General features: G+C 68.3%; 13 protein-coding genes and 1 riboswitch. Of the genes, 9 read left to right on the top strand and 4 right to left on the bottom strand.

The window, feature by feature from the left end; genetic code table 11:
• Positions 1–85: 85 nt before the first annotated feature.
• Entirely contained in the window at positions 86–562 is a 477-nt protein-coding gene (locus U6115_RS21750) for a pilin (protein WP_043579592.1), read from the bottom strand.
• A gap of 268 nt (positions 563–830) precedes the next feature.
• Between U6115_RS21750 and U6115_RS21755 the strand changes: the two genes are divergently transcribed.
• The 4 genes from U6115_RS21755 to U6115_RS21770 all read left to right on the top strand — a co-directional run bounded on the left by U6115_RS21755 (position 831) and on the right by U6115_RS21770 (position 6,117).
• Positions 831–2,180 carry an adenosylmethionine--8-amino-7-oxononanoate transaminase gene (locus U6115_RS21755; RefSeq protein WP_043579594.1) on the top strand — a complete coding sequence of 450 codons (1,350 nt, stop codon included), beginning with the start codon at positions 831–833 and terminating at the stop codon, positions 2,178–2,180.
• Between the two features lie 82 nt (positions 2,181–2,262).
• Complete coding sequence (locus U6115_RS21760) at positions 2,263–3,762, top strand: hypothetical protein (RefSeq protein ID WP_043579595.1); 1,500 nt, start codon at positions 2,263–2,265, stop codon at positions 3,760–3,762.
• Between the two features lie 75 nt (positions 3,763–3,837).
• Positions 3,838–4,956: a glutamate 5-kinase gene (gene proB / locus U6115_RS21765; protein ID WP_043579597.1), complete on the top strand. Its 1,119-nt coding sequence runs from the start codon at positions 3,838–3,840 to the stop codon at positions 4,954–4,956.
• Positions 4,957–5,043: 87 nt separating this feature from the next.
• Positions 5,044–6,117 (top strand): ABC transporter substrate-binding protein, encoded by a 1,074-nt coding sequence (locus U6115_RS21770; protein WP_043579599.1) that lies wholly within the window; start codon positions 5,044–5,046, stop codon positions 6,115–6,117.
• 255 nt (positions 6,118–6,372) lie between these two features.
• Here U6115_RS21770 and U6115_RS21775 read toward each other — a convergent pair whose 3' ends face one another.
• The 3 genes from U6115_RS21775 to ruvB all read right to left on the bottom strand — a co-directional run bounded on the left by U6115_RS21775 (position 6,373) and on the right by ruvB (position 8,494).
• Positions 6,373–6,945: a nucleotidyltransferase family protein gene (locus U6115_RS21775; RefSeq protein ID WP_197465970.1), complete on the bottom strand. Its 573-nt coding sequence runs from the start codon at positions 6,943–6,945 to the stop codon at positions 6,373–6,375.
• 7 nt (positions 6,946–6,952) lie between these two features.
• The gene (locus tag U6115_RS21780) at positions 6,953–7,372 is read right to left on the bottom strand and encodes a hypothetical protein (protein ID WP_043579601.1); all 420 of its coding nucleotides are present in this window, start codon (positions 7,370–7,372) and stop codon (positions 6,953–6,955) included.
• A gap of 84 nt (positions 7,373–7,456) precedes the next feature.
• On the bottom strand, positions 7,457–8,494 hold the full coding sequence (gene ruvB / locus U6115_RS21785) for a Holliday junction branch migration DNA helicase RuvB (protein WP_043579604.1): 1,038 nt from the start codon (positions 8,492–8,494) through the stop codon (positions 7,457–7,459).
• A gap of 76 nt (positions 8,495–8,570) precedes the next feature.
• Positions 8,571–8,719, top strand: a riboswitch (FMN riboswitch).
• A 132-nt stretch (positions 8,720–8,851) separates the two neighbouring features.
• Here ruvB and ribB point away from each other — a divergent pair.
• The 5 genes from ribB (at position 8,852) to U6115_RS21810 (ending at position 13,504) form a co-directional block, all read left to right on the top strand.
• On the top strand, positions 8,852–9,484 hold the full coding sequence (gene ribB / locus U6115_RS21790) for a 3,4-dihydroxy-2-butanone-4-phosphate synthase (RefSeq protein WP_043579606.1): 633 nt from the start codon (positions 8,852–8,854) through the stop codon (positions 9,482–9,484).
• Positions 9,485–9,494: 10 nt separating this feature from the next.
• Complete coding sequence (locus U6115_RS21795; RefSeq protein WP_043579608.1) at positions 9,495–10,205, top strand: riboflavin synthase subunit alpha; 711 nt, start codon at positions 9,495–9,497, stop codon at positions 10,203–10,205.
• An 88-nt stretch (positions 10,206–10,293) separates the two neighbouring features.
• Entirely contained in the window at positions 10,294–11,685 is a 1,392-nt protein-coding gene (locus U6115_RS21800; protein WP_043579610.1) for an ATP-binding protein, read from the top strand.
• On the top strand, positions 11,682–12,167 hold the full coding sequence (locus tag U6115_RS21805; protein ID WP_043579612.1) for a hypothetical protein: 486 nt from the start codon (positions 11,682–11,684) through the stop codon (positions 12,165–12,167). The genes U6115_RS21800 and U6115_RS21805 overlap by 4 nt, the downstream gene beginning before the upstream one ends.
• Entirely contained in the window at positions 12,164–13,504 is a 1,341-nt protein-coding gene (locus U6115_RS21810; RefSeq protein WP_043579619.1) for a sigma 54-interacting transcriptional regulator, read from the top strand. The genes U6115_RS21805 and U6115_RS21810 overlap by 4 nt, the downstream gene beginning before the upstream one ends.
• Positions 13,505–13,699: the final 195 nt, after the last annotated feature.

Here is a 13,699-nt window from a genome sequence, read left to right on the forward strand (position 1 = left end):
CATCTCCTGATGCTCAAACCCGGGCCCGCCGCAAAAATCAAGAGGCACCGCAGTGCCTCTTGCTCCGCGACTGTCGCCGCCACGCTTACTGGCGGCAGGTGCTCGGCACCCAGTTGGCCGACAGTTGGTTGGCGGCTGCGATGGCGGTGGTGCCGCCGCCGGTGCCGGTATAGGTGCAGACCCAGGAAACCGAGCCGGAAGTAACAGTAGGCACCAGATCCAGCAGGGCACCGCTGGACACCGTGCTGTTGTAGGCGACCTGGATCACGCCGCTGGCCAGCACCGACAGGCTGCCAACCGAACTGCCGGTGATGGTTGTGGCAAGCCCATAGCTAGTGTTATACGGTGCGGTGCCTGACGCGACAAAAGCATTGTTGGATGCGTAGTACTCGGTGACCGCGGTTTTGGCCGAATCCGCCAGCGCCAGGCCTTCCGTCACCCGCGCCCGCTTGGTGTAGTCCTGATAAGCCGGAATGGCGATGGCCGCCAGGATGCCGACGATGGCCACCACGATCATCAACTCGATCAGGGTGAAACCCTGCTGGATCTGCTGTCTCTTCATGATTGAACTCCCGGATTGCCAAGCTTCGCCAAATGGAATGGCGGCGGCCTCGGCCGCCAGCCTCGTCTGCGGGTTTCCGGGCGCGTGCCGCCCGACGCATGTCCGCCTTATCCAGCAGAAAGCATGCCAGGCCTTCGCGGGCCCGCCCCGGCGCGCCCCTGCGCGGCCCTGGCTGTCGCCGCTGGGCAGAAACTGACGTTTTTCGTCACATCGGAACCGCGGCGCGGACTATGCTAGCATCCGCCATCCCCCTACCGGAGCCCATCGCATGAGCAACCAAGCCTGGCTGGAGCGCAGCTTCGCCGCCGTCTGGCATCCCTGCACCCAGATGAAGCGCCATGAAAGCCTGCCCATCGTCCCGATCGCCAGCGCCGACGGCGTCTGGCTGACCGACTTCGACGGCAAACGCTATCTGGACGGCGTCAGCTCCTGGTGGGTCAACCTGTTCGGCCATGGCGAGCCGCGCATCAAGCAGGCGATCAAGCGCCAGCTGGACAGCCTGGAGCACGTGATGCTGGCCGGCTTCACCCACCAGCCGGTGGTGGAGCTGTCGGAACGCCTGGCGGCGCTATCCGGCCTCGGCCGCGCCTTCTATGGCTCCGACGGCGCCAGCGCCACCGAAATCGCGCTGAAGATGAGCTTCCACTACTGGAAAAACCGCGGCCAGCCCGGCAAGACCCGCTTCGTCAGCCTGGAGAACAGCTACCACGGCGAAACCGTCGGCGCGCTGGCCGTCACCGATGTGCCGCTGTTCTCGTCCACCTACGCCGATCTGCTCAAACCCGGCCTGCGGGCGCCCAGTCCGGACGCCCGCCAGGCCGCGCCCGGGGAAACCGCCGCCGACCCGGCCCGCCGCGCCGCCGCGGCGCTGGAAAACCTGCTGGCCAAGCGCGCCGGCGAGATCGCCGCGGTGATCGTCGAGCCGCTGGTGCAGGGCGCGGCCGGCATGGCGATGCACGATCCGGCCTATCTGGCCGAACTGCGCCGGCTGTGCGACCGCCACCAGGTGCATCTGATCGCCGACGAGATCGCGGTGGGCTTCGGCCGCACCGGCACCTTCTTCGCCTATCAGCAGGCCGGCATCCTGCCGGACTTCCTGTGCCTGTCCAAGGGTATCACCGGCGGCTTCCTGCCCCTGTCCTGCGTGCTGACCCGCGACGAAATCTACCAGGCCTTCTACCACGACGATGTGGCGCGCGGCTTCCTGCATTCGCACAGCTACACCGGCAACGCGCTGGCCTGCAGCGCCGCGCTGGCGGTGCTGGACATCTTCGAGGCCGACGACGTGCTGGCCGCCAACCGGGAGAAGGCCGCCGAATTCACCCGCCGCATGCGGCCGCTGTCCTCCCGCCCCGACATCCGCCACTTCCGCCACACCGGCATGATCTGGGCCTTCGACGTGGCCACCGAGCGCGCCGACTTTGCATTGGCCTTTTTTTCGGCCATGCTGAAACGCGGATGTCTGTTGCGGCCGATAGGCAAGACCGTCTACTTCATGCCGCCCTATACCCTGAACAACGAAGAAATGGATTGGCTGGTCGAGTCGAGCTGCTCAGCGCTGGACGAAGTCCTGGCCGGCGGCTCGCAGACGGCAGGCGCGGAAACGCCGCTGCCCTGAAGCGCGGCGCGCCGGGCGCCGTCCCGCGACACAGCCTCGGAGCCCTGTTCGGATGCCGCCACTCGCCTTGCCGAAGAAGGATATGGACCCGCAACTCGTCGACACCCAGCCAGCCAGCGTCGCGGCCTGGCTGGAACGCCTTCCCTACACCGACCTGCCGGAATGCGGCCGGCTGCTCAGCCAGGCGCTGTACCAGCTGGCGCGCACGCCGCTGGAGCCGACGCAGCGCTTCAAGCTGCTGCTGCTCTATCTGAAGGCGCTGGATCGCTATTACCCGCTGCTGGAAGCCGAATCGCAGCACAACGATATCCTGTCCTCGCCCAAGACCCGGCTGCTGGCGGTGCTCAGCGTCAAACTGTTCGCCAATCTGTACATCGCCTTCAAACAGACCTTGAACGAAAAGCTGGGCCGCCACGCGCTGCTGGAGCGAGAGCAGCCCAAGATCGAACTGCTGCTGTACACCATGATGGCCGCCCGCCAGTACCTGAACGTCAGCCAGCAGAATTACTGCCCGCTGCCGGCGGGCTTCTGGCTGGACTGCCACCAGCTCTACGCGCTGGCGCGGGAGCGCGGCTGGCAGGACAAGGCGCTGTCCGGCGACGACTCGCTGGCCGTCATCTACCGCCAGATCCTGCTGCTGGGCCTGACCTCCACCAACCGCCTGTCGGTTGTCGACATGCACCTGGCGCGCCAGCTGATCTACGACCTGGCGCGCCAAGTATCGCTGCTGCCGGTGGCGGGCTTGAACGACAACCGCCACGGCTATCTGCTGGACCCGCTGGAAGACAATCCGCCGCGCCACCTGCTGATCACCCCCGGCTCGCTGCACGGCCATTGCAGCATGCTGGAGTTGAGCGGCGCGGTGGACACCATGCGCCGCAGCCTGGAACAGCTGCAGAGCGCCAGCGGCAACGCCGCCGCGCAGCTGGGCGATGTCGTGCAGCTGCTGAGCGGCCTGGTGGAAGAATGGCAGCATCCGCGCCGCCGCAAGCACGGCCGGGAAGACAGCCAGGCAGTGGTCGAGGTCGTCTCTACCCTCTCCTCGATCTGGCACCTCGCCAACCACGGCAGCTGGCAGCTGGCCGGCGCCGGCTCGGAAGAGGAGAACGCCCGCCTGCGCAGCCCGCCGTCCTCCTGCCTGCTGACCCTGGTCAACCGCAGCGAATCCGGCTATCTGCTGCGCGGCCTGCCGCGCGAACAGACGCTGCGCGCCGGCGAAGCGCTGCTGCTGCATCCGCCCGACCAGCCGGAAGCGGCGCAGCTGTGCGCGGTGCGCTGGGTGCTGATGCAACCCACCGGCAAGGAAGTGGAATGCGGCGTGGAAATCCTCGGCGGCCTGCCGCAGCCGGTGCTGGCGATGCCCAGCATCACCCATAGCGGCGACAGCTTCCTGCGCGGCCTGCGGCTGCCGGCCGCCGCCGGCCGCCCCGACCTGCTGTTGCTGCCCGGACGCCAGTTCAGCCAGCTGCGCGAATTCCGCCTGCGCGACGACGCCGGGGAAAAACTGATACGCGCCGCCAAACTGCTGCAGCAATCCCCTCACTTTCAACTGATCGAATACCGGCCCAGCGAGTACTTTTGACCTGGCTCAAGCCCGGCGCTTTTTCGGGTACACTGACCTCTCTATAATCATTTGCTTTCATAGCGAGGTCTGTTGATGGATTCGGTGATACACGCATCCGACCGCATCGTGGTCAAGGTCGGTTCCAGTCTGGTAACCAACGACGGCAAGGGCCTAGACCTTGCCGCCCTGGCGCGCTGGGCCGCCGAAATCGCCGAACTCAAGCGCCGCGGCAAGCAGGTGGTGCTGGTTTCCAGCGGCGCCATCGCCGAAGGCTGCCAGCGCCTGGGCTGGACCGTGCGCCCCAAGGGCGTGCACGAATTGCAGGCCGCCGCCGCCGTCGGCCAGATGGGCCTGTGCCAGGCCTATGAAAGCGCCTTCCGCGCTTTCGGCCTGCAGACCGCGCAGATCCTGCTCACCCACGAAGACCTGGCCGACCGCACCCGCTATCTGAACGCCCGCTCCACGCTGGTGAGCCTGCTCAATCTCAACGTGGTGCCCATCATCAACGAGAACGACACCGTGGTCACCAGCGAGATCCGCTTCGGCGACAACGACACGCTGGGCGCGCTGGTCACCAACCTGATCGAAGCGGACGCGCTGGTGATCCTCACCGACCAGCAAGGCCTCTATAGCGCCGACCCGCGCAAGCATCCGGACGCCGAATTCATCCGCCTGGCCGAAGCCGGCGATCCCAGGCTGGAAGAGATGGCCGGCGGCGCCGGCTCCAGCGTCGGCACCGGCGGCATGATCACCAAGATTCTGGCCGCCAAGCGCGCCGCGCGCAGCGGCGCCGCCACCGTGATCGCCTGCGGCCGCGAGGCCCAGGTGCTGTCGCGGCTGGCCGACGGCGAAGCCATCGGCACCCAGCTGGTGGCCGCCACCAGCCGCATGGCGGCGCGCAAGCAATGGCTGGCCGACCACCTGAAGCTGTCCGGCCGCCTGCTGCTGGACGACGGCGCGGCGCTGGCCATCCGCGAGCGCGGCACCAGCCTGCTGCCGGTGGGCGTCAGCGCGGTGGAGGGCGACTTCCTGCGCGGCGAGGCGGTGGCCTGCGTCGACGCCGCCGGCAACGAGGTGGCGCGCGGCCTGGTCAACTACAGTTCCGACGAGGCGCGCCAGATCATGCGCAAGAGCACCCGCGAGATCGAGGGCGCGCTGGGCTATATCGTCGAACCCGAGCTGATCCACCGCGACAATATGGTGGCGCTGTAAGCGCCGTCCCGGCTCCACACGCGTTTTCCCGCCCCGGCCAGTGTCTGGCCGGGGTTTCATTTTTATCTGACACAAGGATGACAAGGTATGAACAAGCTGGCTCTCGCGGCGCTGATGACACTAGCCTGGGGCTCGGCATCCGCCGCGGATGTGCTGCATGTCTACAACTGGAACAACGCGCTGTCGCCTGACACCGCCAAGCGCTTCGAGCAAGCGTGCCGCTGCCAGTTGGTGCAGGACTACTACGGCGACAACGAGGAAATGCTGGCCAAGCTGGCCGCCGGCGCCAAGGGCTACGACATGGTGTTCCCCACCGCCTTCGCGGTGAACGCGCTGCTGAAGCAGGGCAAGCTGCAGGCGCTGGATAGAGCCAAGCTGCCCAATTGGAAGAACCTGAACCCCGGCTACCTGCGGCTCAACCAGCCCTTCGACCCCGGCAACCGCTATGCCGCGCCGACCGTGGTGTCGCTGACGCTGCTGGGCTACAACGCCAGCCAACTGAAAAAAGCCGGCCTAGCCGACAAGGCCAATAGCTGGGCGCTGGTCTTCGACCCGGCGCTGCTGGCCAAGATCAAGGGCAAGGTGACGGTGCTGGACAGCCAGCGCGAACTGATGGCCGCCGCGCTGATGTACCTGGGCCGCGACGCCAACTCCGTCAACCCCGCCGACTGGAAGGCCGCCGCCGACGTCATCCGCAAGGCCAAGCCCTACTGGGCGGCGTTCAACAACCAGAGCTACATCAAGGAGCTGACCGTCGGCAACATCTGGGTGGCGCTGGGCTATTCCAACGACCTCTACCAGGCGCAACAGGATGTGAAAGCCGCCAAGCGCCCGTTCGAGCTGGCCTACCAGCCGCAGAAGGAAGGCAATGTGCTGGCGATAGACAATATGACCATCCTGAAGGACGCGCCGCGCCCGGACCTGGCCTACCAGTTCATCAACTTCATGCTGGACGGCAAGAACGCCGCGGAGATCTCCAACCAGATCGGCGCCACCAATCCGGTGAAGGCGGCCGAAGCTTTCTTCAAGCCGCAGATCAAGGCCAATCCGGTGATCATGCTGGACCCGGCCAAGGGCAGGTACGTGGCCTTGAAGGATCTGGACGCGAAATCGCGCCGCGAGCTGAACCGCTTGTGGACGCAGGTGAAGATCGGGCGCTAGGAAGCGCTTAAGCGAGCTTGCGCTGCCTGCTGGGCCTGACAGGCGGATCGGCAGCCGCTCCTCCCCTTTGGCCCGTGCCGACAAAACCGCCTTGGACCAGTGGGTTTAAGCCGCCGTTTTTTCGATCGGCGGCTTCCTGGCGCAAGGTTGTATTGTCGGGGTTTCTCGGGCCGCAGGGGCGGCCTGGGGGTGCCGGGGGGCTGGCCGCGCAGCCCCCCCGGCCCGTCCGGCTGGCGGAACCGCCATGAAAAGTCGTCAGGCCGACTCCACCACCCTCACCCGCGGCCAGCGCTCGGCATAGCGCTTCTGCGCCAGCCGCTGCCGATAGATCTCCACGCTGGCCCGCGCCGGGTTGCGGCGCACCCGCATGGCGAACAGGTCGTCCAGGCCATAAGGCGCGATCAGCCGCAGGCTGTCGTCGGCGTTCAGCGCCACGCCCACCGCGGTGGCGTATTCTGGCCACGTCGCCACCCCATCCTCCAGCGAAGACAGCGGCTCAACCGCGTAGCCGAAATAATCGGCGAACCACAGATGGACGGCGGCCTGGTTGGTCACTTCCCAGGGCAGGCCGGGATGGGAGGCTTGCAGACGGGCTTGCAGCGCGGCGTCGCGCCCGGGGGAAAGGTCGCTGGCGTCGAAATGCGCCAGGTCGATGTCGGACAGGGCCGACGGCTGGGACGCGAAGCCATGCAGCGCGTCCCACACCAGGCTGCGCAACGCGCCGGCGCCTATGCACCAGTCGGCGAGATGCAGCGCCCGCGCCGCGCGCAAAGCCTCCATCAGCCAGGGGCTGGCGCGAACCAGCCCCCGCAGCCGCTCTTCCAGCATGCCGGCACTATTCCGGATGGCTGCGGCGTTCTTCCGCTTCCAGGCGGCGGAATTCCACCGCGCGCATGATCACATAGGCCAGCATCGCGCACAGGAAGAACAGCAGCACCACCCAGGCGATGGAGCGCAGCGTTTCGATGCCGGCGGTGTACAGCTCCAGCATCCAGCGCTCGCCGCCCAGTTGCAGCTGGCTGCTGCCCTTGCCCGGCAGCGGCGCCAGATAGCGCTCCAGCGACCACGGCCGCACGCCGCCGGACACGCCGCTGACCACAATGGCGAAGAACACATACTTGCGCCAGGCGTCGGCCAGCTCCTGGCCCAGGGTGCGGCCGAGGATCTTGGCCACGGCCGGGTCGAAGAAACGCGCGGCGGCGACGGCCGCGGCAACCACCACGATCAGGATGGTGGCGAACAACACGTAGAACATGATTTCTCGCTTACGGTGCAGATAATGGCATTGTACGCGATCCGCATGCCGCCCACCGGCGGCCGCGCTTGCGCGCGGGCAAACTCAGGCGTCTTTCGCCGGCAGGCCGAAGTGCAGATACGCCTGGGAGGTGGCCATCCGTCCGCGCGGGGTGCGCTGCAGATAGCCCTGCTGGATCAGGAAGGGTTCGATCACATCCTCGATGGTGTCGGTGGATTCGCCTATCGCCGCGGCGACGTTGTCCAGGCCCACCGGGCCGCCGGAAAACTTCTCCAGGATGGCGGAGAGCAGCTTGCGGTCCATCACGTCCAGGCCGGCCGGATCGACGTCCAGCATCGCCAGCGCGGCGTCGGCCACCGCCATCGTCACCACGCCGTCCGATTTCACTTCGGCGTAGTCACGCACCCGGCGCAGCAGGCGGTTGGCGATCCGCGGCGTGCCGCGCGAGCGTTTGGCCACTTCGAAGGCGCCGTCATCGGACAGCTGTACGTTCAAGAGGCCGGCCGAGCGGCTGACGATGCGCGTCAGCTCATCGGCGGTGTAGAACTCCAGCCGGGCGACGATGCCGAAGCGGTCGCGCAGCGGATTGGTCAACATGCCGGCGCGGGTGGTGGCGCCCACCAGCGTGAACGGCGGCAGGTCCAGCTTCACCGACCGCGCCGCCGGACCTTCGCCTATCATGATGTCGATCTGGTAATCCTCCAGCGCCGGGTAGAGGATTTCCTCCACCACCGGGGACAGCCGGTGGATTTCATCGATGAACAGCACGTCGTGCGGCTCCAGATTGGTCAGCAGCGCCGCCAGGTCGCCGGCGCGCTCCAGCACCGGGCCGGAAGTCTGGCGCAGGTTGACGCCCATCTCACGCGCGACGATGTGGGCCAGCGTGGTCTTGCCTAGGCCCGGCGGGCCGAACAGCAGCACGTGGTCCAGCGCCTCGCCGCGGCGCTTGGCGGCTTCGATGAAGATCTCCAGCTGCTCGCGCGCCTTCTTCTGGCCGACATAGTCGTCCAGCTGCTTAGGCCGCAGCGCGCGCTCCAGCGCCTCTTCCTGCTCGGACGCGCGTTGCGCGGTGACGATGCGGCGCTCCGGCGCGGCGCCGAACAGCTTGTCGGTTTCTATCATCGGGGACTCTTGGGGGAAATCTTGCTGCCGACATTCTAACACCGCGCTATACTCGCCGCTGGCCGCGCTGTGCGGCCAACGTCTTCGGGGCGGGGTGCAATTCCCCACCGGCGGTATGGCGCGCAAGCGCCGAGCCCGCGAGCGCCTTCGCCGCACGGCGAGGGGTCAGCAGATCTGGTGAAATGCCAGAGCCGACGGTAATAGTCCGGATGAAAGAAGACGACGCCAGCTTTCCGTCCGCGCCCGCGGCGGGAAAACTGTGTCGTATCCGCGCGTTTATCGCGCCGGATAGCCGTACGCTATCCGCTTCACGCCCACGGGACGTGTTTCTCAATCCATTATTTGAGGACCGTTTCCATGAACGCCCACACCGATATCCTTTCCCTGCGCGTCCACGCCGCGCTTGACGCCTTGCGCCGCGGCCTGCCGGTGATCGTCGCCGACGACGCCGACCGCGAAAACGAGGCCGACCTGATCCTGGCCGCCGACATGCTCACCGTGCCGGAAATGGCGCGGATGATCCGCGACGGCAGCGGCATCGTCTGCCTGTGCATCACGCCGGAGCGCGCCGCGCAGTTGGCGCTGCCGCCGATGGCCGCCGACAACGGCAGCCGCTACGGCACCGCCTTCACCGTCGCCATCGAGGCGGCCGAGGGCGTGACCACCGGCGTCTCCGCCGCCGACCGCGTCACCACCATGCGCGCCGCCATCGCCCCCGACGCCAAGCCCGGCGACCTGGTGCGCCCCGGCCACGTCTACCCCATCGTCGCCCGCGCCGGCGGAGTGCGCGAGCGGCGCGGCCACACCGAAGCCTCGGTGGAGCTGGCGCGGCTGGCCGGCTTCAGCCCGGCCGGCGTGCTGTGCGAGCTGATGAACCCGGACGGCAGCATGATGCGCGGCGCCCAGCTGGACGCCTACGCCGCACGGCACGGCCTGCCGCAGCTGACGGTGGCGGAGCTGGCCGAATGGCTGCAACGGCAAGACGCCTGAGGAGGACGCCATGTTCAGCGGCATCACCCAGGCCATTGCCCGCGTCATTGCCGTCCAGGATGGCGACGGCAGCCGGCGGCTCACCCTCGCTTTCCCGCCGGGCTTTTGCGACGGCTTGCGGCAGGGCGCCAGCGTCGCCGTAAACGGCGCCTGCCTGACCGTGGCGGCGCCGCCGCAGGCAGACAACACCGAGTTCGACCTGATCCTGCCGACGCTGGTCACCAGCACGCTGGCCCGCTGCCAGGCCGGCGACGCGGTCAACGCCGAGCGGGCGCTGGCCGACGGCGCGGAGAACAGCGGCCACGCGCTATCCGGCCATGTCGACTATCAAGCCACCATCGCCGAACGAGAGGCATGCGGCGACAACCTGCGCCTGCGGCTGAGCGTGCCGCCGGGCGCCTTGCGCTACCTGTTCGCCAAGGGCTACGCGGCGCTGGACGGCGTCAGCCTGACCATCGCCGACATCGACAAGCGCGAAGGCTGGTTCGAAGTGTGGCTGATCCCGGAAACGCGCCAAGCCACCACCTTGGGCGGCAAGCAAGCGGGCGACCGGATCAACCTGGAAATCGAGCGGCAGACCCAGGTGCTGGTCGACACCATGCGCGAGGCGCTGGAGGACAAGTTCGCGGCGCTGGCGCCGCTCCTGGCCGCCAGGCTGGACGACTTGGCCCCCGCGCTGCTGCCGGCTGCGCGCAGCCAGCCGGCGCTGGCGGCGCGCTGAACCCGGGCGGCGGCCGCGAACCAATCGGCCGCCCGCCTGTCTGCTGAACAGGGGCGCATCCGCGTCCCTGTTTTTCATCCCCGATGCCATGCTCCGCTTCCTTTCCTTCCGCGGCCTGCTGCTGGCCGGCTTCCTCGGCGTCGCGCTGATCCCCGCCGCGGCGCTGATGCAACTGCGCCACGAGTTGGGCCAGGCCGCCGACAGCGCCCAGCGCCAACAGCGCCAAACCCAGCGCTGGCAAGACATCGCCCGCTTGTCGCAGGAGCAGGCGCTGCAGTACGAGCGCGCCAGCCGCCAGGCGGCGATCCTGCGCGACCGCAAACTCGACGAAACCGCCAGCCAGGCCCGCGCCGAATTGCAAAGCGCGCAACGGACGCTGCGGCAGGATGCGCCGGCCGAGGCGCTGCCCGGCATCGACGCCGCGCTCGCCCTCTGCGCCCAGACGCCGGCCCACAGCCAACAGCGCGAGGCGCGCTTCCGCCAACTGCGCCGCGTGCTGGAACAGCAACAGCAAATCCTGGTCCAGGCCGGCGAGAAACGGCAAGCGAGCTGGCGCGGCGACATCGAGCGGATGCGGCTGCAAGCCAACCGCCTGGCCTGGCTGGCGCTGGCCGCCGCCGTGCTGCTGGCGCTGATCGTCACCCTGCTGATCCACGCCCCCTTGCGCGGCCTGCAGCGCCGCATCGCCCGGCTGGCCGGCGGCGCCCGGCAGCTGAACTGGCGCCAGGCCGGCCCCGCCGACCTGCAGCGGCTGGGCCGGGAGTTGGAGCAGCTGGACCGGCGGCTGGTGGAGCTGGAGCAGCAGCAGACCCGCTTCTTCCGCCAGGCGTCGCACGAGCTGAAAACGCCGCTGGCGTCGATACACGAAGCCGCGGCGCTGCTGCGCGAGCAAGTGGCCGGCCCGCTCAACCCGCAACAGCGGCGCATCGTCGACATCCTGGGCAACAATGCGCTGGCGCTGCGGCAAAGAGTTGAGGCGCTGCTGAAGCGGGACGCCGGCCCCTGGCTGTCCACCACGCTGAACGTTTCCGCATTTTCGCTGCGCCGCTTGCTGGAGGCCAGGCTCGCCAGCTGCCAGCCGCTGTGCCAGGCCAAAGGGCTGATCGTGGCGCTGGACGGCATGCCGGGCGAAGTGCGCGGCGATCCGTCCAAAGTGGAAACCATCGTCGACAACCTGTTGCTCAACGCCATCCGCCACAGCCCTCCCGGCGGCCGGCTGACGCTGCGCTGCGGCCGCGAGCGCGGCCAGGTCTGGCTGGAGATGGCCGACCAGGGCCCGGGCGTGGCCAAAGCATGCCGGGACAAGATTTTCGAACCTTTCTGGAGCGGCCCCGCGCCCGACGGCGAGCGCCCCGGCAGCGGCCTCGGCCTGACCATGGCACGCGGCTACGCGCAGCTGATGGGCGGAGAACTTAGCCTGCTGGACCACGGCCCCGGCGCGCGCTTCCGCCTCCACTGGCCAGAACCGGAGCCGATATGACCCCACCCGTTTTTCCGCGCCGCTGGCTGCCGCTGTTATGGCTGCCGCTGCTTTCCGCCTGCGCGCTGCGGCCGCCGGCCGCGCCGGTCCGCTACTGCCCCGGCGGCGACGCGCTGCTGATCGCGCTGGATTGGCCGGACGAAGCCCTGCGCCAACGCTGGCAGGCCTACGAAGCCTGCGACAGCTACCGCCTGCTGCGAATCCTGCGCGCCAATCGCGCCGAGCCGGGCCGCCTGGCCAGCGAGCTGGACAAACTGCTGGCCGACAAGAGCCTGTCGCCGGCCAGCGCCGCGCTGGCGCGGCTGCAGCTGCGCCAGGCCCAGACACAGTTCCGGCTGCAGGACCAAAACGAGCACCAGCAACAGCAATTGCGCGACCAGCAAAAACGCATCGACGACCAGGCCGCCAAACTGGACGCGCTGCGCCGCCTGGAGCTGGATCTGCCCAAACCCAATGGCCTGAGTGAAGGAAGCAAGCGATGAACGCCCCCGCCCGCATCGTCCTGGTGGACGACGATCCCGACCTGCTGTGCCTGGTGCGGCTGCGGCTGGAAGCCGCCGGCCACGAGGTGGAGGCGCTCTCCAGCGCCGAAGCCGCGCTGACGGCGCTGGCCGCTCGCCGCGCCGACCTGCTGCTGACCGACTGGCGGCTGCCGGGCATGGACGGCCTGCAGCTGTTCGAAACCGCGCGCCGCCGCTATCCGACGCTGCCGGTCATTCTGTTCACCGCGCACGGCACCGTGCCGGACGCGGTGGAGGCGGTCAGCCGCGGCGTGTTCTGCTATCTGGAGAAACCGTTCGACGGCCAGCTGCTGCTGGACAAGGTGGCGCAGGGCCTGACGCTGTCGGCGGGCGACGGCGCCGCCGGCGACGCTTGGCGCGCCGGCATCGTCAGCCGCGGCCCGGCGATGGAGGAGCTGCTGAGCGAAGCGCGGATGGTAGCCGCCACCGACGCCAGCGTGCTGCTGCAAGGCGAAAGCGGCAGCGGCAAGGAGGTGTTGGCGCGCGCCATCCACCAGGCCAGCCGCCGCGCCGGCCGGCCCTTCGTCGCCGTCAACTGTGGCGCGATTCCGGAAAACCTGCTGGAAAGCGAGCTGTTCGGCCACGAAAAAGGCGCCTTCACCGGCGCCGCCGTCCGCCACGAGGGCCTGATCCGCCAGGCCGACGGCGGCACGCTGTTCCTGGATGAGATCGGCGACATGCCGCTGCCGCTGCAGGTCAAGCTGCTGCGGGTGCTGCAGGACCGCGAGGTGAGGCCGGTGGGCGGCGCCCGGCCGCTGCCGGTGGATATCCGCCTGCTGTCCGCCACCCACCGCGACCTGCCGGCCCGCATCGCCGACGGCCAGTTCCGCGAGGATCTCTATTACCGCTTGAACGTGGTGGCGCTGACGCTGCCGCCGCTGGCAGAGCGGCGCGAAGACATCCCGCTGTTGGCCCAGCATTTCCTGCAACAGGTCTCAGCGCGCTACGGCAAGACGGTGACGGGCTTCGCCCCGGACGCCCTCGCCTTCCTCGCCGCCGCACGCTGGCCGGGCAATATCCGCCAGTTGGCCAATGTGGTGGAGCAGTGCTGCGTGCTGGCCACCGGCCCCTTACTGACCCTGGCCCAGGTGGAGAAGGCGGTGGCAGGCGAGGCGCAGGCCATTCCGACGCTGGCCGACGCGCGCCGCGAATTCGAGCGCGATTACCTGGAACGCCTGCTGCGGCTGACCGGCGGCAATGTCAGCGACGCCGCCCGGCTGGCCGACCGCAACCGCACCGAGTTCTACCGGCTGCTGCAAAAGCATGAGCTGAACGCCGCCGCGTTCCAGGACGATTGAGCTTGTCGCCAGATGGCGACAGGCCCAAACCATTGATGGGACAGGCTTTTCCGGATCTCGCCGCCGCCGCTGTCGCCGCCAGGCGACAAAAGCCAGCCCGGCGGCGGGATTCCGCCCCGTAAAAAAACCATAAATACTTGATTTTAAATAAAAACCAAAGGCTGGCACGGGGCTTGCTGAATATCCGGCAAGCGC

Source organism: Chromobacterium subtsugae (assembly GCF_035919665.1).
GTDB classification, from domain to species: Bacteria; Pseudomonadota; Gammaproteobacteria; order Burkholderiales; family Chromobacteriaceae; genus Chromobacterium; species Chromobacterium subtsugae.